The sequence below is a fragment of the Bradyrhizobium sp. GW821-FHT12B03 genome (genome assembly GCF_058807535.1).
Genome location: NZ_JBXAQU010000003.1, coordinates 245189 through 263925, shown reverse-complemented (window position 1 = coordinate 263925; position 18737 = coordinate 245189). Strand labels below are relative to the sequence as shown.

At 59.1% G+C, this 18737-nt stretch carries 21 protein-coding genes; 12 read left to right on the top strand and 9 right to left on the bottom strand.

Annotated elements, in window-relative coordinates; all coding sequences use genetic code 11:
• Positions 1-124: 124 nt before the first annotated feature.
• Positions 125-376, top strand: coding sequence for a helix-turn-helix domain-containing protein (locus tag AC1RUR_RS08305; protein ID WP_492842641.1), 252 nt, complete (start codon positions 125-127; stop codon positions 374-376).
• A gap of 181 nt (positions 377-557) precedes the next feature.
• On the opposite strand, the gene AC1RUR_RS08300 is transcribed toward AC1RUR_RS08305, so the two are convergent.
• The 3 genes from AC1RUR_RS08300 to AC1RUR_RS08290 form a co-directional block, all read right to left on the bottom strand.
• Positions 558-1748, bottom strand: coding sequence for a DUF932 domain-containing protein (locus AC1RUR_RS08300; RefSeq protein ID WP_492843148.1), 1191 nt, complete (start codon positions 1746-1748; stop codon positions 558-560).
• Between the two features lie 393 nt (positions 1749-2141).
• Positions 2142-2453, bottom strand: coding sequence for a DUF736 domain-containing protein (locus AC1RUR_RS08295; RefSeq protein WP_100175901.1), 312 nt, complete (start codon positions 2451-2453; stop codon positions 2142-2144).
• A gap of 803 nt (positions 2454-3256) precedes the next feature.
• Positions 3257-5293, bottom strand: coding sequence for a ParB/RepB/Spo0J family partition protein (locus tag AC1RUR_RS08290; RefSeq protein ID WP_492842639.1), 2037 nt, complete (start codon positions 5291-5293; stop codon positions 3257-3259).
• Between the two features lie 559 nt (positions 5294-5852).
• Here AC1RUR_RS08290 and AC1RUR_RS08285 point away from each other — a divergent pair.
• Positions 5853-6113: a hypothetical protein gene (locus tag AC1RUR_RS08285; RefSeq protein WP_492842637.1), complete on the top strand. Its 261-nt coding sequence runs from the start codon at positions 5853-5855 to the stop codon at positions 6111-6113.
• 220 nt (positions 6114-6333) lie between these two features.
• Here AC1RUR_RS08285 and AC1RUR_RS08280 read toward each other — a convergent pair whose 3' ends face one another.
• Together AC1RUR_RS08280 and AC1RUR_RS08275 are read right to left on the bottom strand one after the other, a co-directional pair.
• Positions 6334-6996 carry an SOS response-associated peptidase gene (locus AC1RUR_RS08280; protein WP_492843146.1) on the bottom strand — a complete coding sequence of 221 codons (663 nt, stop codon included), beginning with the start codon at positions 6994-6996 and terminating at the stop codon, positions 6334-6336.
• 17 nt (positions 6997-7013) lie between these two features.
• On the bottom strand, positions 7014-7607 hold the full coding sequence (locus AC1RUR_RS08275; protein ID WP_492842635.1) for a hypothetical protein: 594 nt from the start codon (positions 7605-7607) through the stop codon (positions 7014-7016).
• A gap of 14 nt (positions 7608-7621) precedes the next feature.
• On the opposite strand from AC1RUR_RS08275, the gene AC1RUR_RS08270 reads away from it, so the two are divergent.
• The 4 genes from AC1RUR_RS08270 to AC1RUR_RS08255 all read left to right on the top strand — a co-directional run bounded on the left by AC1RUR_RS08270 (position 7622) and on the right by AC1RUR_RS08255 (position 9994).
• The gene (locus tag AC1RUR_RS08270; RefSeq protein WP_492842633.1) at positions 7622-7831 is read left to right on the top strand and encodes a hypothetical protein; all 210 of its coding nucleotides are present in this window, start codon (positions 7622-7624) and stop codon (positions 7829-7831) included.
• Positions 7832-7840: 9 nt separating this feature from the next.
• On the top strand, positions 7841-8089 hold the full coding sequence (locus tag AC1RUR_RS08265) for a hypothetical protein (protein ID WP_492842631.1): 249 nt from the start codon (positions 7841-7843) through the stop codon (positions 8087-8089).
• 72 nt (positions 8090-8161) lie between these two features.
• A complete protein-coding gene (locus AC1RUR_RS08260) occupies positions 8162-9154 on the top strand; it encodes an SIR2 family protein (protein ID WP_492842629.1) in 993 nt (330 codons plus the stop codon).
• A gap of 54 nt (positions 9155-9208) precedes the next feature.
• A complete protein-coding gene (locus AC1RUR_RS08255; protein ID WP_492842627.1) occupies positions 9209-9994 on the top strand; it encodes a hypothetical protein in 786 nt (261 codons plus the stop codon).
• Positions 9995-10042: 48 nt separating this feature from the next.
• Here the strand turns inward: AC1RUR_RS08255 and AC1RUR_RS08250 are convergent, their stop codons facing one another.
• Positions 10043-10876: a hypothetical protein gene (locus tag AC1RUR_RS08250; protein ID WP_492842625.1), complete on the bottom strand. Its 834-nt coding sequence runs from the start codon at positions 10874-10876 to the stop codon at positions 10043-10045.
• 202 nt (positions 10877-11078) lie between these two features.
• Between AC1RUR_RS08250 and AC1RUR_RS08245 the strand changes: the two genes are divergently transcribed.
• Entirely contained in the window at positions 11079-11339 is a 261-nt protein-coding gene (locus AC1RUR_RS08245) for a pyocin activator PrtN family protein (protein ID WP_492842623.1), read from the top strand.
• Positions 11340-11389: 50 nt separating this feature from the next.
• On the opposite strand, the gene AC1RUR_RS08240 is transcribed toward AC1RUR_RS08245, so the two are convergent.
• From AC1RUR_RS08240 to AC1RUR_RS08230, 3 genes are all read right to left on the bottom strand, one after another.
• Positions 11390-12163 (bottom strand): endonuclease domain-containing protein, encoded by a 774-nt coding sequence (locus tag AC1RUR_RS08240; RefSeq protein ID WP_492842621.1) that lies wholly within the window; start codon positions 12161-12163, stop codon positions 11390-11392.
• A gap of 172 nt (positions 12164-12335) precedes the next feature.
• Positions 12336-14606, bottom strand: a complete 2271-nt coding sequence (locus tag AC1RUR_RS08235; protein WP_492842619.1) for a S8 family peptidase — start codon at positions 14604-14606, stop codon at positions 12336-12338.
• A 3-nt stretch (positions 14607-14609) separates the two neighbouring features.
• Complete coding sequence (locus tag AC1RUR_RS08230) at positions 14610-15719, bottom strand: AAA family ATPase (protein WP_492842617.1); 1110 nt, start codon at positions 15717-15719, stop codon at positions 14610-14612.
• A gap of 110 nt (positions 15720-15829) precedes the next feature.
• Here AC1RUR_RS08230 and AC1RUR_RS08225 point away from each other — a divergent pair, with 110 nt between their 5' ends.
• Genes AC1RUR_RS08225 through AC1RUR_RS08205 form a run of 5 tightly spaced genes read left to right on the top strand, consistent with a single transcriptional unit; the run spans position 15830 to position 18737 of the window.
• Positions 15830-16357: a multiubiquitin domain-containing protein gene (locus tag AC1RUR_RS08225; protein ID WP_492842615.1), complete on the top strand. Its 528-nt coding sequence runs from the start codon at positions 15830-15832 to the stop codon at positions 16355-16357.
• Positions 16335-16712, top strand: coding sequence for an E2/UBC family protein (locus tag AC1RUR_RS08220; RefSeq protein WP_492842613.1), 378 nt, complete (start codon positions 16335-16337; stop codon positions 16710-16712). The genes AC1RUR_RS08225 and AC1RUR_RS08220 overlap by 23 nt, the downstream gene beginning before the upstream one ends.
• Positions 16709-18118 carry a ThiF family adenylyltransferase gene (locus AC1RUR_RS08215; RefSeq protein ID WP_492842611.1) on the top strand — a complete coding sequence of 470 codons (1410 nt, stop codon included), beginning with the start codon at positions 16709-16711 and terminating at the stop codon, positions 18116-18118. Before AC1RUR_RS08220 ends, AC1RUR_RS08215 begins: the two co-directional genes overlap by 4 nt.
• Positions 18115-18471 (top strand): ubiquitination-like system serine protease family protein, encoded by a 357-nt coding sequence (locus AC1RUR_RS08210; protein WP_492842609.1) that lies wholly within the window; start codon positions 18115-18117, stop codon positions 18469-18471. The genes AC1RUR_RS08215 and AC1RUR_RS08210 overlap by 4 nt, the downstream gene beginning before the upstream one ends.
• 20 nt (positions 18472-18491) lie before the next feature.
• A complete protein-coding gene (locus AC1RUR_RS08205; RefSeq protein ID WP_492842607.1) occupies positions 18492-18737 on the top strand; it encodes a DUF2188 domain-containing protein in 246 nt (81 codons plus the stop codon).

Here is an 18737-nt window from a genome sequence, read left to right as displayed (position 1 = left end):
ACACTGACGCCATTGATCCCACGTCTCACTTTAGCCTTATTCCGGCCAAAGCGACCAGCGGGCCGAACCAAATACATATTATAGGAGATAAACCTCATAGTATGTAAAGCCGCAATTTGCGCGCATGGACATGCGCAAGTTAGTCGGTCGGAATTTCGCAAGACTGCGGAAGCAGAAGCGCTTCACGCAGGAGAAGTTCGCCGAAGTGTCCGGCTTTACCCAACAATACATCAGTGATTTGGAGCGCGGCCGCCGTAACCCGACGGTCGTAACCCTGTTTGAGCTCGCCAGCACATTGGGCGTTAGTCACGTCGATCTCGTTCTGCCGGATGAAGAGGCGCGAACCGATAGAACTAAGCCTGCCAAACGGAAGTAATTGGATCTGAAGCCTATCGCGATAGTTGTAGGCTCTCACTTTCGCGAGCCGGGCCGAAGGCCCGGCGAGCGCCGGACGCGGACACGCGTCATCGCCGCCGGTCCGGCTTGCCGGTCCGGCGGCGACGCATAGGCTACCGGGAAGTAGCCGCGCAACCGATCCCGATTGCGCGGCTTGCGTCTCAGATCGCGCGTTCCATCAAGCGTTTTGCCTTCCCCTCCAGTTCAAGCCTCGCATCCTGATGAGATTTGGTGCGGGCAAGCGCCGTAATCCCCTGCACGAAATCAAAGATGCTTTCAGGCTTGCGGTTTTCCTCGCCTAGAACGGTCTCGATGACCTTCGTCGTCTCTGACTTGGAAAACCCGCCCCTGCGGAGAAAGCTCTCCCGGTCCTCGTCGGTGCGGGCAACGATCCGCTCCCGTGCGGCCTTGATACCGGCCACAAATGGCGCAGGAGAGGAATTGGCAAAGCTCGTCAGCGCTGGTGCGGCCTCATACGCAAAACGTTGCGCGGCGAATTTCGAGTGCCGGATCGTGATTTCCTCGAAATTCTCGACGCCCCACAGATTGCGGTTCATGCAGACGGCGCGGAGATAGAAGCTTGCGATGCCAAGCGTCTTGCTCCCCACCTCGCTGTTCCAGCAGTAAAATCCCCGGAAATACAAATCCGGTGATCCGTCCGCCAAGCGCCCCGCCTCGATCGGGTTGGTATCGTCAACCAGAAACAGGAACACGTCCCGATCGCTGGCGTAGAGCGTTGTGGTGTCCTTCGTGACGTCCACGAAGGGATTATGGGTCATGGTGGCCCAATCCAGCACACCCGGCACCTTCCACCGCGCATCGCCCGTGCCATTGCCTGCAATCTTCATCACGGCGGCAACGAGCTCATGGTCCCAGATACGGCCGTAGTCAGGGCCGGTCACGGCGCGAAGCTCGACACGGCCGACATCGGCTTCCAAGGTCTTCACAAGTTCCGCGCGATGCGTCAGCAGGCCATGTTGCAGATTGATACCTGACAGCGTTGCCGGGAGTTGTCGCAGATACGATGTTGGTGTCCCGACAAGGGTGCACAACTGCCCAAAGCTCCAATGGGTCGGGGCCACCGGCTCGGTACGTCCCGGCACGATCAAGGCCAGCCGCTCGACACTGTCGCGGCTTGCCTCCACCCTGATGGCCCGGCTCTCCACCGTCCGCGCTTGCGCGTGCTCAGCGCGGCTGCGGACAGCATCGTATAAGTCAGGTAAGTTCAGATATCGCTCGTCGTCTGGCCGCGAAAACCATTCCGACGACACGCGGCTAACACGCTGGCCGCGCGATACATCCACGCGAAAGCCGCCGGAAACAGGCTGTTCGTTCTGGGTCAGGGTCATCATCGTCATCGCTCGTTCTCCTTTGGGGCTGGGTTAAAGCGCAGCGCTGCGCTGCAACCCTGCCCGTCGGCGAGACCGGGGTAGCAAGGGCAAGGGCGGCCGGAGTGGAGGGGGATCACCCGCCCAAGGGGGGCGCGCGACAAGCGCGCGTCTGCACGCGCCTGGCGCTCATGGCTTCATGACGATTCTGCGATGGCGCGGAAGACCGGGGAGACCACTCCGGCCGGCGCCGGCTCCGGCGCTTCACCCTTGCGCGCGCGAGGGCGGAGCCCTTAGCGGCCAATATGCGAACAAGGAGGCCGAAGGCCTTCCCTGCCCTTCTTGCTGCGTCGTTGTGGTCATGAGCGCAGGAAAAACCCCACCTCCGAGGAGGCGGGGTCTGTCGATCCGGTTGGATCAGTCGCCGTTGCGGCGGGACCAGATCAGCGTGAAGCTGTCGTCGCCCTCACCCTTCACCAGCGAGGCGTAGATCGGGGCCGGGAAGCTCGGGTCGTCGAGTTTGACCGAGAGATATTCGCGATCGGTCTCCCGCGCGGTCTTCTTCCAGGCGGCGCCGAACTCGGTGGCGCCGGCGAAGATGCGATAGTCGGGCGCCTTGTCGTTGTCCTTCTCGGTCGCGACGAACTTCGCCTTGACATTGAGCGTGAGCGTCTTGACCGATCCGGTGTAGCCGTTGTCCGCTGCGGTGAAGGTTCCGATGGTAGCCATGGTGGTCTCCGTTCTGTTGTCGGGCCGCGACCATCGCAGCCTCGATGGCGGTCCTTGGCCCGGGGAGCGATCGGCCCGCAGCCGTGAGGCCCGCAGCGCAGCGGAGGACGGCGGTAGACGGCTTTTTTGCCTCGCGAGGAATGCCGCCACTTCGCGGTAGGGGAAAAAAGCCGGCGTAGCCGTTGCGGGAAGGCGATCGAGGCGAAGCCGCCCCTCGGGCTTGATCCGTCCATTCGAGGTTGCGTGGGACGCGCCCCATCAAACAGACTGATGGAGACCACCATGACTGCCATCATCGTCGGCGCACAAGGATAGGGATCACCGGTCGCACAAAGACGTGCGTCCGCGCATCGCCGAAAGGCGAAGGCGTGACCCAACGAACGATGGCGTAGGATTTCGTATCGCGGCGGGACCGACCGCGCCGCCTTCGACCCAGAACCCGCGGAGTCGAACTTGCGATCTCGATGTCAGAGATGGCCGATAGGTCCGCCCCGATCTACGCCTCGCTGGTGAAGGGTGAGGGCGACGACAGCTCCACGCTGATCTGGTCCCGCCGCAACGGCGACTGATCGAACCGGATCGACGCCCGCCACTTCTTCGAAAGCGGGGTTAACGGGCGCTAACCACAACACGCCCTTCCCCCACGGGCTTCGAGCCAAAAAGCGTCTAGCCTTCGTTAAAGAATGCACCCGGTCGACGGCATGAGTATCATGAGGTTGGCCGCGCGCCCAAAGGCGCGCGGCCAAATTTCGAAGGTCGCACCATGACAAGCTGGGACCGCGCGAGCGGTCCCGGCTTGTCGTTTACTCGGCGGCGACAGAGTACGCGTCGGGGTTAGACTCCGTGACGGCATCCGCCTGCGGGTGTTCGGCAGGCTCTTGGCCGGCTCGCGGCGTCCGCATCAACGTGGGCAGCCAGCCGGTTCCGACAAGCGCCTGCTCGGCGGCTTCCGCCATGTCGTGCTTCTTCATGTCCGCCATCCGGTCAGCGGCCTCATCGCTGACCGCTTCCCGCACGGCGGCAAGAATGTGCGGCTTGGTGACACGACCGAGATAGGTCCGCACGGTCGGCCTCCAATACGCGGTCATGTCGAGCGACACGGCCTCCGACAACCTGTCCGCCGTCGCCACCGCACGGGGCCTACGCTCCGACGGCAGTCTCACGGCGTTGATCGTGAGCGCAACGCAATGCGCAAACAAGGCCATGCGGCTGTCATGGTCAAGCTCCACGACAAAAGCCCACAGATCGGCCGCGTCGCGCGGCATCTGCGCCGCCCAACGCGTGTGACGATCCGCCCACGCCCTCCCCGCTTTGGTGTCCTCGATACCATCCGCATGGGAGGCCAGCACCGTACTGACCGGGCGGATATCGAGGACGTGGGCGTCCGCGCCGCGATAGAAGATTTGCGCAGCAAACGCATGGGTGACGGCAACGACGGCGACTTCCGGGTGCTCACCCAAGGCGAGGCGAAGCCCAAGGGTACGATGCGCCGTGAGATCGCGGATCAGGATATCCGATAGCGGCTTGTGATCGTCGTTTTCATCTTCCGCATCCAAGGTCTCACGACCCGGCTCTTGGTTCGGGCCGGTTCCTCCGTCCTCACTGGCAGTGTCATCGACCTCCCCTTCGTCGCTCCTGTTCTGCGTTTCCGGCTCCGGTTTCTCGTCCTCGGCCAGGATAAAACCGCGTTCAACCCGCAACGACCCATCATGGCCGAGGATGACGAAGGCCCCGCATCGGACGATGTCGGCGGGGTCGTAAGCCACGCGTTTCGCCTCAAGCCGCTCGATCTCGGCCTCAAGCTCGCCGAAACGCGCATCGACCTCATCGGGCAGTTCTTCGGCGCTCTCATATTGCTCCGTCAGGCCGTTGAATTCGGACTGCGCGACATCCAAGGCTGCTTGATCTTCCGCCGAAAGGTCAACCGGCTGCGGATAAGTCCTGCGTAGACCGTGGCTGTGGGGGTAGTCGAGGAAGACTTGCGCCCATTTCCACCCCTCTGCCTCCATCAGGGCATTGGCCTCCCGCCCGAGTTTCGCCAAGACCAGCATATCGAGAAGCGCCACGTCCTCGAAATAGCCACCGCGATCCTCGGTGAAGAGGTCGCGCAGGATCGTACCGCCAACCTCCGTATACTTTTCTGGGCCGACAAAGATCGCGCGGCGATCCGTCGCGGCGACATGGGTTTCGGTGAGCAGGCGGCGGATCGTGCTGGCGTCCCGGTTATAGGACAGCCGCTCGAACGCGGCTTCCTGCCGGGCATGGTCCTCGGTGATCGCAAAGGCCATCAACTGGTCGAGCGCCAGATCGCCGTTGCGATAGATTTCCATCAGCTTGGGCGAGACCGCACCCAAGCGCAGGCGCTGGCGCACCACGTGCGGCGTGACGCCGAACCGGGCCGCGATCTCCTCTGCGCCGAAACCGCGTTCATCGGCGAGCTTCTTGAACGCCTCGAACTGATCGGCGGGATGCATGTTTTCCCGGGTGACGTTTTCGTCAAGGCTGATCTCGTGCGGGTCGTTCGCCGTATCGACGATACAGCGGATCGGCTCGGTCTTCTTGATCTCCTTGCGCTTCACCCGCAGAAGCTGGGCAAGCCGCCTGCCCTCGCCGATGGTGACGGAATAGAAGCCGGTAGCGGCACCATCGCCGTCCAATTCCGGTTCGACGACCAGATTTTGCAAAATGCCCTTCGCGGCGATGCTCGCCGCATAGGCTTCGATCGCCGCCTCGCTGTGCGGCGTCTTGCGGGCGTTCTTTGGGGACTTCTTGAGCTTGTTGAGCGGGATGAATACCTCCGTCCCGCTCTCCACAATGTTTTCTGCGTGCTTGGCCGACATGATTGATCTCCTTTGGGTTAGGGGCGCAGAGCGCGCCTGCGCCTGCGCCCCTGCCCGTCGGCGAGACCGGGGGTAGCAAGTGCCAGGGCGACCCGAGTGGAGGGGGATCGCCCGCCCTTAGGGCCGCTCGAAGAGCGGGTCTGCACAAGCGCATGACTGGTCGCGACGATTCAGGATCTGAGGAAGCGCGGAAGACCGGGGATACCGCTCGGGTCGGCGCCGGCGTTTGCCGGCGCTTCACCCTGGTGCGCGCGAGGGGCGGAGCCCATTAGCTTCCTGCGAAAGGAAGAGACCTGTTGGTTGGTGCAAGCCATGCCCGGGAGAAAGAGGCAGCCGCAGGAGCGTCAGCATAGCGCCGACGCGGAACGCGGCGGGACGCGGGACCGACTGCAGTCGCGAGACCGGTTAACAAGGCACCCGAACGCGGGACAGTGATAGCGACGCCGGCATGTAATGACGGCGGGGCCCGCGAGCGAGTGCCTCCGGCGAGCGACTCAAGAACGACTTCACGATGCGTTGGCATTAATTTTGCATTTGTGATATCGTCTCAATGTTGTGCATGTCGATCCACGGCGTGCGCATGTTCACTGAGCGAGTTTTTTACAGAGGACGACATGGCCAAGAAAGCGAAGAAGGAAAAGAAGACCGCGAAGGCAGCCACCAAGAAGGTGGCAAAGAAGACCTCAAAGAAAAAGAAGTAGTCGCATCCACGACTGAGAGATTGCGCCTCCGGGTCGCAACCCGGACGCAAAGCGGAACCTCTCCCAAAGGATATGAAGTGTCCTTTGCAGCCGTCCAGTATCGCGGCAAAGCAAGATAAGGCCGGACCTTTGTGCAGATGGCTACTGCATAAAGGTCCGGTTTTTCGTTTCTGCCCCGGTGGGCATGATCTGCTCTTGCGCGAAGGATCGATGCCGCATGGCCGCGACGCTCTTGCGGCGCGGTTCACGAGAGCCTGGTCCGCGAATGCGGACGCGCCCACGATCATGATTTATTTGAAGCTATGGCGTGGGCGCAGCCGCACCTGTCGCACCACTTTCTCACGCCGCCGCGCGGTCTTCCTTATCGGCGCCACGGGCCACAATCCGCAAGGCGTCATCCGGCAGTGGCCGCTGCAAGACCTTGGCCTCGTCCCACGGCGCCCGCATCCATACGTCGCGTTCTTCGTCGGTCGTCAGGATGACCGGCATGGCCTTGGGATGGATCGGTTCGACGACCGCATTGGGCGCGGTGGTCAGAAAGCCGTAAACAAGGTGAGGTCCGGGGATCGGCTTTGATTTGGTCCCGCGGTCACCTTTGAATTCGGTCCAAAGTCCGCCGAAAGCGAACAGGGGCCGGTCGTCGTTCAGGGCGAACCACACGACATCCTTCTTGCCGGTCGCAGGATTGGGCTCAGGCGCATATTCGGCGAAGCTGTTGGCCGGAACCAGACAGCGGCTCTCCGGCTTCAGCCAGCCGCGCCAGTGTGGTGATGTGGTGTTGCGAATATTCGTAAACGGGAAACCGCCGGCACGCGGCGGTGACGGCATGCCCCAGCGCATCATGACCAGTTCACGATCGGCAGCCGCGTTGCGCACCACGGGAGCCGGATAATCTGGAAACACGCCAGGCATCGACGGCAGGTTGCCGACATAGCGGTTCATCACGCGAAAGAGCCTGATGATGGCCTCCTGGTTGGTCGAGATCGAATAGAGATTACACATCCGTGATCCTGCGATTTTCACCGTGTGTCGCGCGGGTTGAACTTCGGCCAGTTCTGAAGCGGTTTCAAGGACGGCAGATTGGTCGGGCGTTCGGGATAATGAAACTCGGTGCCGCGCAGCCAACGGCCCTTGAAGCGATCCCAGAACAGGATGGCGTCCATCTGCCAGGTGAACTCGTAGACTTTCCACACCCCGTCGCTCTGGATGGTCTCGCCGGTTGAGTTGAACGGCAGGCTGTTGAGCCTGCAAAGCGCGTCAATTTCGGCCCAGTGGGCGCGAATGTAAGTGTCCTCCAGGGCGACATGATAGGGCCGATCGGCCCGCCAGCGCGGCCCGCCCCCACGCGGATGAAAGCCCTGACGCTGCGTCATGAACTCGGGAATACGGCTGATGGCCTTTCCAATCCGGCGGGCTTCCTCCGATGTGAGCTTGCTGACACCAAAGCTGTAACGCTGTGAATCGTCGCGGCAAAACAGCCAGGCCACCGTCACGCCATTGGCGTCCCGGACCACGTAGCGCTCGGAATTCTCCCGGATCAGGGTCCAGGGTGGCTTGAAACGGCGGCTTGACTCCATGAGAACAAAATAGGAACATAGGCCCTCGCCGGTCAACCTGGAACAGCGTCATGTCCTCTGGTTCACAACCGAACGCACAGGACGCGGACGAACTGGAGGCTGCGGTCGATCAAGCCATTGCTGCGTGCGGGGGCGACATGCGGTCGACCATCCGCGCGCTGATTGTCGCGAATGAATATTTGAAAACCGAGGTCGGTGAATTGATGAAGGCTGTCTCCCACGCCTATGTGCGCGGAAGATTTCACACCTATTCCGGCTAGGAGCGAACCATGACGGAAGTAACCTACTTCGTGGCGCTGCCGTTCGTCGTCGCCGACGATGGCATTGCGGCCGGCGAACCGACGGAGTGCTTCAACCCGGTCGCGGTCGTCGTGCGGGCGGAAGCTCTATCGCGCAAGCCAGGGCATGTTGGAGCCGTGGCCTTCAGTCGGACGGGAGATCCCGCAACAGGCAACTTCGGCGATGCAGAGGTCATCAAAAAATTCGGTGAAGTGCCAGACGATATGAGTACGTTGTAGAGGAGCAGACCATGTCGCCTGGCCCAAGGCCGCGTTTTGCTCTCCCCGCGGCCTCGAGGAGGGAATAATTCAATGCCCGTCCATTTGCTCACAGGTGCCGGATTCAGCCGAAACTGGGGTGGGTGGCTCGCCAATGAAGCGTTTGAGTATCTCATTGGTTACCCGCAAATCACCTCCGAGCTGCAACGGAGGCTTTGGCACGGCAAGAAGGAAGGCTTCGAGAGAGTTTTGAATGAACTCCGCGTGATCCAACAAAGTCAGCAGGACGAGCTCTCCAAAACCGAGGTAGCGCTTTTTGAGCGAATGCTTGAGGACATGTTCAACGCCATGAACTTGGGCTTCAAGCAGGTGGAATTTGATCCCCTCTTCGATCCTCATCGAATTGGCACTCAACCAGATCTTATCAGACGGTTTCTCGCCCACTTCGACGCAATCTTCACCCTCAACCAAGATTGCCTGCTGGAGATGAGGTACCAGACGTCAAGTTTCAGTCAGATCTCTGAAAATCGTTTCCGAGATATGTACTGCCCCGGCATCGAGCCGGTTCGCGATACATCAGGCAAGCAATACATGCCGCCCGGCCTCTTCAAGCCTGGGCCTAAGCTGTTCCAGCTGGAGCACCACAGACAGCCCTACTTCAAACTTCACGGTTCGAGTAACTGGCGCGATGGCGATTCGACTCTCTTGATCATGGGAGGAAATAAAGGGCCAGATATCCAGAGCAACTGGCTACTCCGAAACTACCGTGATCGGTTCACGCACAGTATCTCGCAACCAAACTCGAAGCTGGTCATCATCGGCTACAGCTTTCAGGACGGCCACATTAATGAGATACTAGAGAATGCTGCAAATGCTGGGGCAAAATTCTTCATCATCGACCCAACCGGGGTCGACGTACTCGACCATGCAATAAATACATCGACTAGCACCCAGCCTTATCGCCATAAGATCCAAGAAAGCATAGCCGGAGCGTCGCGGCGACCACTTCTGACGACGTTCTCGACTGACCACGTCGAAAATGGCAAGATTTGGAGATTCATTAATCGCCTTGGACCCGAAAGCTAGCGCATTTGCTCGACGACGGGTGACGAATTGATCTCGCGCGCAATGGCAGAGCCCATGAACCAGGACGATTTGCACGAAGACCGCGATGACTTTCCGGAGTATCGCGACGAAGAAGAAATACAGCCATACGAGCTGTCGGAGGCCCTCACATCGTTACATCTTTTCGACGGCGACCCATACTTAAGAACACAGGCGTTCAACTTGGCTATCGTCGACAAGTTTATCATGCAGCTGGAGTACGCTGCACTCAAGGGCTTAAACGCAGACAAGCGCGCGCCGATAGCCGACAGATTGTTTCTGTCGGCACAATCTCAAATGTGGATTTTTGCGGCTTATGAGATGGTCCGAACTTGGCGCGAACGGGCTAAAGACATCATGAAATGGCACGACAATGGCGGCCTGAAGCTCAAGATCGATGCTCTGCGGCGAGATGTCGGCTTCCGTCATGTTGGACGGGAGCTGCGTGCTGAGCAGCTTCAGAAGGTATTCGACGATCCCAGTCTTGTAACAAGAATTCAGGAAGATCTTCGTGCAAGTCACATCACGTTCGCGCGGCTCGAATATATCCGCGTCGCGTTGGCCAAACACGAAGTAGGTGGACGCAAAAACTCTATCGCTTATGCGCCTGGTTATGGACGCATCAACAGGTGGTGCGGATCCTTGGAATACGAACTTGAAAACAATGGGGTCATTCTCGGAACACTCAGCCGCCGGGACATTGCCGACGAGTTGCGCCTGTTGGCCGATCGAACCAATCTTCCCACTGATGAGGATTTAGACTCTTTCGACGCCTCTATGAAAGTATCTCCTCCCAATCCATTCCTTAAGGAAGACGACTAAGCCTGATAGCCGGTGCATGGCTAGGCTGGAAGCCTCCGATCTGATGCGCTAGGCAACCCTGCCCCCGCCTTCAACTGAAACTGCTTGAACCAAGAACTTCGCATTCTTATGCAGGTCAGCAGCCTTTGTATCCTCTGTCAGAAAATCGTCGAAATAGGTCGCGAAGGCGGCCAAGTTAGCGTCGATCGCGTCATTGCGGAATTTTGCATGGTCGGTCTTCGAAGGTGGGCCTCCCACGGCGATCCACGAAAGTGATAGAATATGAGCGCATATAGCGTATCGAAAGATTAGCGAGTTAGACAACTTTATCGCAGGAGGCAATGCCTTGACGTTGCAGGCTTCGAACATCTTCAACGCAAGAGCAAAGACGTTGTCGACGAGCTTGTCGTGTAACTCTAGCGTCCATGCCTGCCCCGAACGAATGATCTTCAGCTCCGCTAGGGTGTAGCCTTTGGCAGCTTCATGCATGTTGGCCGCATAGGTCTCCATATCAGCGATCAGCAATTCCAGCTGAGCAGCGGCATCTCGTTTCGTCGCCAAAACCTCCTTTTCAGCCTGTTTGTCGCCTCCTCGTGCGGCGTCCAGCTTTTTACAGAACGCTGGGAAAACTGCGGTTTGGCTGCGATCGATCAACCGCTTCTGCAACCCGCGACTGCGCTTGCGGGTCTTGAGCTTGCATACGGCGGACGTGGTCTTTAGGACGATAACCTGACTGGGATGCTTAGCCAGTATCGCCAGGGATTGAGCGACGGAAGTCACATCACCTCCTGCAAGTGTCTCCATGAAAACATAGTCAGGTACGGCCGCGACGTTCGACGGCTCCCGTAGATATTCGGTCAACTTGGGCGACATAAGAAAGTTTGTATCGACGACCTTACGCATTTTGCGCCTTTGCGATTTCTGACTTCCTGGTTCACCTCGTTACGAACGTCATTACTGGTGAAGGTGCCTCGGGTGGTCCAAATTTGCCGTTTCTACGCCGAAGCCGCCAAATCCCCCATCCACCGTTGTTGCGGCTCTGCATGTTGAGCGTTTTTTGGTCTGATGGCGACCTCGCTCGGATCGGCCAGGGTACCACAGCAACATGAACACCACTTTTCTTCTCTTGGCTCAGTACGGAGGAAAGGCCATTATCCCGATCGAGGACGTGTGCAGAGACTATTTCACGCATCTCAACGCAAACAAATTAATCCAGAAGATTAGCGCAGGTGAAATTCCCATCCCCCTGATCCGGATCGAGGCCAGCCAAAAATGTGCAAAGGGGGTCTATCTTGTCGACTTGGCCAAATATCTCGATGAGCGAATTGCCGCGGCGAGAAGAGAGATGACCGCCCTCACTAGCTGATCTGAGCGTCACCGAAATAGCAATTCCCTTACGTTGCTCCCTGGTCGGGATTATGTGTGTACTGGGCGCGAATCGGATTGACCTACGTCGCTGGGCTCACCAAGCAGAGCGCCGACCTCGCGCACGCATTTTTCGACGTTTTGGAAAATCTCATGTCCTGTAAAGCGAATGACGAGATAGCCAGACCGGGTAATCGATCTCTCTCGCCGTCTATCCCAAGCGGCCTGGGCCTTGGTCTTCTCGTGAAATTCATGGCCATCGAGTTCGATTGCCAGTGGTAACGAGCCGCTTTTTCGTAGGTCAATGACGAAATCTATATCGAACTCACCGATGTCGGTTGAGAGCTTCTTCTGTGGTTGGAGCTTGACGCCATATCGCTCCTCCATCTGCTGATAGTGCCACTCCATAACGAAAAGCTGCTCAATCGGCGATGCAACACCAAAACCTGAGAGCGTTTCTCGTACAGTGCGCTCGAATCGAGCGGAAACTCGCGATTTATACCAATAGAGCCGTCGCTCGATATCGACCGGAATAGACGAGCCGGGAATACCCAGCGAGTCGCCGAACATCCAGGCGACCAATTCGAGTTTTTCTCGTTCGCCTTCATATCGCTTCAGGACTGTATTCGTGGACATCATCACGTCCACGTATTTTTCCCATTTGGCGCGATAGTAGAGCTGCTCCAGGATATCTACGGTCGGGACTCGCGCCCGGTCTTGATCAAGTTCGTCGATCGCGAGCTCCAGCCACTTCTCAAGTACGGCACGGTAGGAGTCCAGCCAGCGTTGGTTTTCCTGGCACGTCTTTTCGTCGGGGATATCCATAGCATTCGCCAAGCTAGTGGTGAGAAACGGTAGAACCGACACTGTGGCCTGCCGGAACCAAGAGGACCTCTATCTGTATGTTTTCCGATAGAGACCCATCGACTTTTTAAGTTAGCGATCGACTTGAGCGCATGCGCGCACATCTTTCCGCCAAGCTGGCGTCGGTACGACGTTATTGATTAGTTATTTCGATATCCTGATTGATCACTGCGCTCTCGACAAAGTTACCGAGCATCTGTGCAGTTGAGTTGTAGATCGACGGCTCCTCGCCCGGTCCCCGCAAGGTGAGCACGAATGCGACCTCTTGCGGGCCAACGTCGCTATTGGTTTTCCAACCGAATTGGAAGAGATCGCGCGCGAAGACACGTGCATAAAGGCGGAGTTGGTTACCAGAGAAGGCCAACCCGCCGCCTTTCGCGAAATCGCGGCAATGCCTTCGTATTGGCTGCCACTTCTTCAAATTCTCACGTGCATCGTTCTCGGGAAGTGTCGACTCCATCATCGAGCCCAACAGGGACTTCCACTCATCTTGTTTCGTCGGATGCTGGTACGAGAGCGACGTTTCGAGGCGCGTAGCAAAGTAGTTGGTTTCGGCAAAGGGCGACACAACGGGTTTGAGCACGGCCGTGAGGCTCGCCCGGCCGAGCAATTTACCGTTATGGATCATCTCTGGAGGAATCGGGATACCGGTCCAGTAGTACGCCGTTCCTGGCTGCAGCTGAGCCGTCCAGGTTAGCGCCACGGTGCCCGGCGCACATGTCCATGGCATAGTTCCCTGGTATGGCGTTCCCCACCCGAGTTGCGGGTGGTGCTCATCGAGTTCGCTCGCGCTGACCAAGAGCGCCTTCACGAGATCGGGCGTCGGGTTACGGAGGTTAGCGAACGTATGCGCCGCCAACGACGACACCAGCGTCGTCGGATAACTGCTGCCGGTGTCGGTGACACCGCCGATCATCCGAAGCTCAGAAAACCAGGATACATCCGGCTTGAGCATCCCGTCGGGACCGGGGCCTCCAAGGCACGTAGGGCAAGGCCCTGCAGGGCCGCCGCTTGCATTCGCCTGACGGCCGCCCACTACGATGGCTGCTTCACAGTCAGCCGGTGGCTCGGGCCGAGTCGTCCCCCCCGGAGAAACGTTGCCAACCGATACGACCGGCAGAACGCCGAAGTGGCGGCTTAGGGTGGCCAGTTCATGGCCAAGCAGGCTCACCGCGTCCGGGCTAGCACCAGGTTGGTTGGCAGAAATATTCCAGACCTTTGTATCCGGGTGGGCCCGCATAACGTCGGCAAGGTGGTCGATGAGGTCTAGTTCGTCGATCCTGGCATTGGTGTTGCGCGCGGGAACAGCCTGAACGGTTCCGATACGGCAGTCGAGATCAGGTAAGACACGGTTTGTGTTCCAAGCATGCCCTTGAACGACCAGTGAGCTGATGGCGCTACCGTGAACACGGTCCGCCTGTGCATCGGTGACGAACTTGCGCGCGCGCCACGCTTCCGCGCCTGCATAACTCGGTGCGTGAAGGCCACCGTCGACCACACCCACAATCGGGGCGTCAGCCACATTAACCGGCGTAGTGGGATGAGCACCTTCGCCGGGCGCAGCGACCCTGATAGGACGCACCGGATCGATCCGGTAGGATGCCCCCGAGGCTAGCAACTCGAAGAGGGCCTCGCGGGTCGCGATGCGCACGGTTCCACGACCAATTCCCGTGTTGCGATAGTTGCGCATCGCGCGAGCGATGCCAGACTGTCGCTGCGCAGAAGCTACCTCTCGCGAAGAATCAACCGAACCGGGCAACGCGGGGCCGGTGGGGCCAGAAAGCAGCCTCGTGTGAGGGAATGTCGGCAGCAGAATCTGCTGCTGCGAGAGCATCTCGACTCGCTCTAGTAGAAGCTCGCGGGCCTGCCGTGTGCGAAACGGTGCAAGCCAAACCACAAAGAGGCGCCCGCCATCATCCTCCGGCGCTGACTGCCATAGATCTTCAATCGATCGGCCCCGCGCGCGGTCGGCCGGGCTAAAAGGCGTCAGGCTTTCAACCCGTGAGATGTCAGCCTGAACCGGATAGTTGACGGGATTATCGATCGCGCGGGCAAGCCGACCAAGCTGCTCAAGGTCAGCCTCGATAAGGTATCCGCCATGGTAAGGCGCGACGAGACGACAACCGTTGACCGGGCTGAAGAGGTCATCGGGCGTATGCGTTGGCGCCAACGAATCCTCCGCGAACATGCGCACCACGAGGTGCGCCGTGCCGGCAAATGACGGGAGATCGCTTCGCGAACTGAACAGACTCCGGGCTGAAGCAGCAAGGACCCGCTGCTGGGTTGGGAGGCGCGCGACCACGACGCTTCGCTGGCCCTTGCCGCGCGCGCTGGGCGACTCCGGTTTTGGGTCCATTTGCAGACTCAGAACCGGGTTCAGTAAAGGAGGCGCTCTCTCGGCCACGGATTATTCCTCCTGCTTAAAGTATTGGTACACGGCTTGGCGGGTTACCCCAAGCAAACGTGCAATATTGGCTGCTGATACCTTATCTTTCAACCCCAACGCGAGCTGCTTCTTTTGGTCAGGTTCAAGCGGGGTTCGCTGCGGCATAGAAGACTGCCCTGCCCGGAAATTGAGGACCGCGAGCGCGACCGCGCCGAAATCGAGATCTCGCTTGTCGAGCAAAGCGTGTCGCCGCGCGCTGTGCGCGATGGTCTCGATGTCTGCGCCGGACAGACCCTCCGAGAGGACTGAAAGGGGGTCGGCAATTTGTTCGCCGTCCTTATCCTCAAACAGAAAGTGCTTCCAAAGATCTACACGCACCTCGGCTTCTGGTGCACCAAACTCGATCTTGTACGGGAAGCGGCGCCATATCGCCGGATCGAGCAAATGCGCATGGTTCGTGGCAGCGATGACAACAGCGTGCTGGTCGAGCGAATCCAGACCCTGAATGACCGTATTCACCACGCGCTTCAACTCACCAAGCTCGTTCCTGTCGTCCCTTAGCTTGGCGATCGCGTCCATCTCATCCAGGAACAGCACCGCGTTCTTCGATGGCACGAAGTCAAAAACTGTTCTGATGTTTTTGCCGGTGTCACCAAGCAGCGACGTGATAACTGAATCAAGGCGCACCACGTAGAATGGTCGGCCGAGATTCGCTGCAATATGACCGGCGAGCAAGGACTTGCCCGTTCCGGGAGGTCCGGACAGCATTAGATTGAGCCGAGAAGCGAGCCCCTTGGCGTTGAGTTCGTCGACGTGTTGGACATCGGTGAGGAAGTCGCGGAACACGCGATTTCCGGCTTCATTCAAGAAAATTGGATTGTGCGGCCATGGCTGCTCTTCGACCAGCGGCAAGCGCGATTTTGTGTCGACCGGAAGCGACTCGACATACCCAGAGGCGCGCAGCGGCACGCCGCGCTTCCGAACCAACGCCCTTAGCTCCTTTGCCGCTTCCTCATTGCCTGCCTTCGCGAGTTCCCGCGCAAGGTTGCCTGCGATTCGGCGAACGCGGGTGTAGTCCGCCGAAAGCGCTGCGTCAGTGAGTTCAATGAGGTGTTTGGGATCGAGGGGCACGCTATTTTCTCCGGTTTTTCGTTGGCTTTTTGTAAAGCAATTTTGTTATATTGACAAGTGATATCTTACTTTTGTAAAGTGATCTAATCAAACTGACAAAGGATATGAACATGTTGCAAAATCAAGAAGTTAGCGCCCACGGCGCACCCCATCCGGTTAAATTTGAGATTCTGGTCGCTGGAACTGACCTTCAGTTCCGTCCCCTGAGCCTGACTGACTCCGAGCCCACCGGCCGTCAAATCATCGACGCCGCGGGCGGCCGCCCCGTCGATGAATACGCAGTGCTGCAGTGGCCCGCTAACGGCACCCTCGAACGTCTGGGTCTCGATGAGACTACCGACCTGCGCAAGCCGGGTGTGGAACGGTTCATCGTGGCAAAGAGTGACCGCGATTATCGCTTCGAGATCGACGGCAAGGAGCAGGAATGGCCCGAGGCGGCCATCACCCGGGAAGTGCTGCTGGCGCTGGCCGGCCAGGACCCGGCCCAGTTCTCGGTCTGGCAGGAGTTCAAGAACTCTCCCGACAAGGAGGTGTTGAGCGGTCACCCGGCAGACTTGGCCGAAAAGGGCGTCGAGCGGTTTTACACGGTCATGAAACATACCACGGAGGGCAGTGATGGCAGTCCTTCCCATTCGTGATCGCGCGTACCTCGTTGAGCACGGCGTCACGTTCGAGGAGGTGGACGGCAACGAGAAGGGCGTGATCTTCCGGGATTACATCCTTCCGGCCGGCCGCTTTGATCAGACCAAGGCTGATATCCTGGTGTTGTTGCCGCCGGGATATCCGGACGTTCGGCCAGACATGTTCTTCGCGACTCCCTGGATCAAGCTCTGCAGGTCTGCGCAATATCCGCGCGCCGCTGACCAGGCGCACGACTTCCAAGGCAGCCGATGGCAGCGCTGGTCACGGCATAACGACCAGTGGCGGCCCGGCGTTGACGGCATCTGGACCATGCTCCGGCGCATCGACACGGCACTGGAGGCGGCAGCGTGAGCAACTTTAACCTCGTTTTCATCGAGCAGCAGGAAGCCGAACTGCGCGACCAGTTGTTTGCCGTGAAAGACGTCGAAGGCGCCGCCTACGTGCTGATGCGCGAATGCAAAATCGCGGGCGACCCTTGGGAGCGACGGTCGCGAACCAAGTTGGTGGTGCGCGAGATCATCCCGATTCTGGAGGAAGACAGGGTTTCGTCCAGCGCCCAGCACGTGACCTGGGGCACGAAGGGGTTCGTGGCGCTCTTGCAGCGCTGCCAGCGCGAGGAACTCGTGCTCGGCATCGCTCACTGCCATCCCCACGGCCCGCAGGACTTCTCCGAGCAGGACGACGTGAATGAAACGGAATTGCTAAGAACCGCCTGCAACCGAAACGGTCCTTCCACCAAGCTGGTCAGCATTCTCTTCTATGAAGACGGCGGCATCCGTGCCCGCGTTTGGCAGTTTCCCAAGCACAAGGCCGAGTGCAAATCTGTTGCGGTCTTCGGTGAGCGCTTCCGGTTTCACTTCCCCGCCGCGCCCTCACCCGTCTCCGAGGTGTTCGCGCGACAAGTGCTGGCCTTCGGGCCATCTCTCATGTCGCAACTCAAGGCCTTGCGGGTCGGCATCATCGGCGCGGGCGGCACCGGCAGCGCGACCGCAATGCTGGCGGCAAGGGCCGGCGCCGGACAAATTGTCGTCGTGGACGACGATATTGTTGAGCGGACCAACCTGAACCGCCTCCACGGCGCCACCCAATCAGATGCCGACGCTATGATGGGCAAGGCGGATGTCGCTGCCCGCGAAATTGCCCGAATGGGCTTAGGTGTTCGGGTTGTACCCCTTAGAGGTTGGGCCAATGCGCCTCACGTGCGGGACGCGCTTAAGTCCTGTGATGTTATTTTTTGCTGCACCGACGACAACGCGGGCCGCATCTTCCTCAACCGGCTGGCCTACTTCTACTTCATCCCCGTCATCGACATGGGCCTGGCGATGGCCGTCGCTATACCGCCTGCCGCGGGCATGGCGGACATCTCGGCTCGGGTCACGACCGTTCTACCCCCCGAGACCTGCCTGCTCTGCCGCGATGCGGTCGATACCGAAGTGGCCCGAGAAGAAGATCTGCGGAGGCGCAATCCAACCGAATACGATCGTCAAAAGCGCGAAGCCTACGTCAGGGGTGAAGGTAATCCGAACCCCGCCGTGGTCACGTTCACCACCGAGGTCGCCTGCATGGCCGTCAACGAACTTCTGAACCGCATCGTTGGCTATCGGAAGCGCGAAATGGGAAGCGAGCATCGGCGGCGCTTTCTCTTTTGCGAAGATCGAGCCACCTCGGCCTCGCCGCGGAATACCTGCCCCATCTGTGCCAGCAAGCTGTATTGGGGCATGGCAGATGCTGAACCATTTTTGGATCTTGTCGGATGAATGCAATCCTCCGCATCATTCTGCTGCTTCTCGTCTGGCTCGGCCTCGCCAAGAAGCCGCGCTACCTGGCGCGCTATTCTAAACAACACCCGACCGTTGCCGAGCTAGCGGACGATGACCTTGTTGTTGTCCGTTCAGGCGGCTTCACCAAATGGGCCTGCTTCAAATGCCCGTGCGGATGCGGCCAGAAGATTGCACTGTCCCTACAGAAGGAACGACGGCCATCATGGTCAGTTGTCGTCGATTGGCTGCAGCGGCCAACTATATCGCCTTCTGTCAATCAGCTTGCCGGTTGTTTTTCCCACTTCTGGGTCAAACGCGGCGATGTCGAGTGGACCGGCAGTCCACGCTAATTCAACCCGAGGAGAAGCCAATGACGAAACTTCGAAAATTCACCCTTTCGCACAATGACGACCGCGACAGATGGGAACTCAGGCAAGATAAGACCCACAACTTTGTCAGAGCGTTTGATACCAAGGCCGAAGCCACCGCCGGCGGGGTCTTGTCCCGCACCCTTGGCAAAGTGGGCGGCTCGGTCAAGATCGAGAAAATATCGGGCGGCTACCAGGAAGAACGCACTTTCCCCCGCAGCGCAGATCCGCGCAAGTCGAAAGGCTGA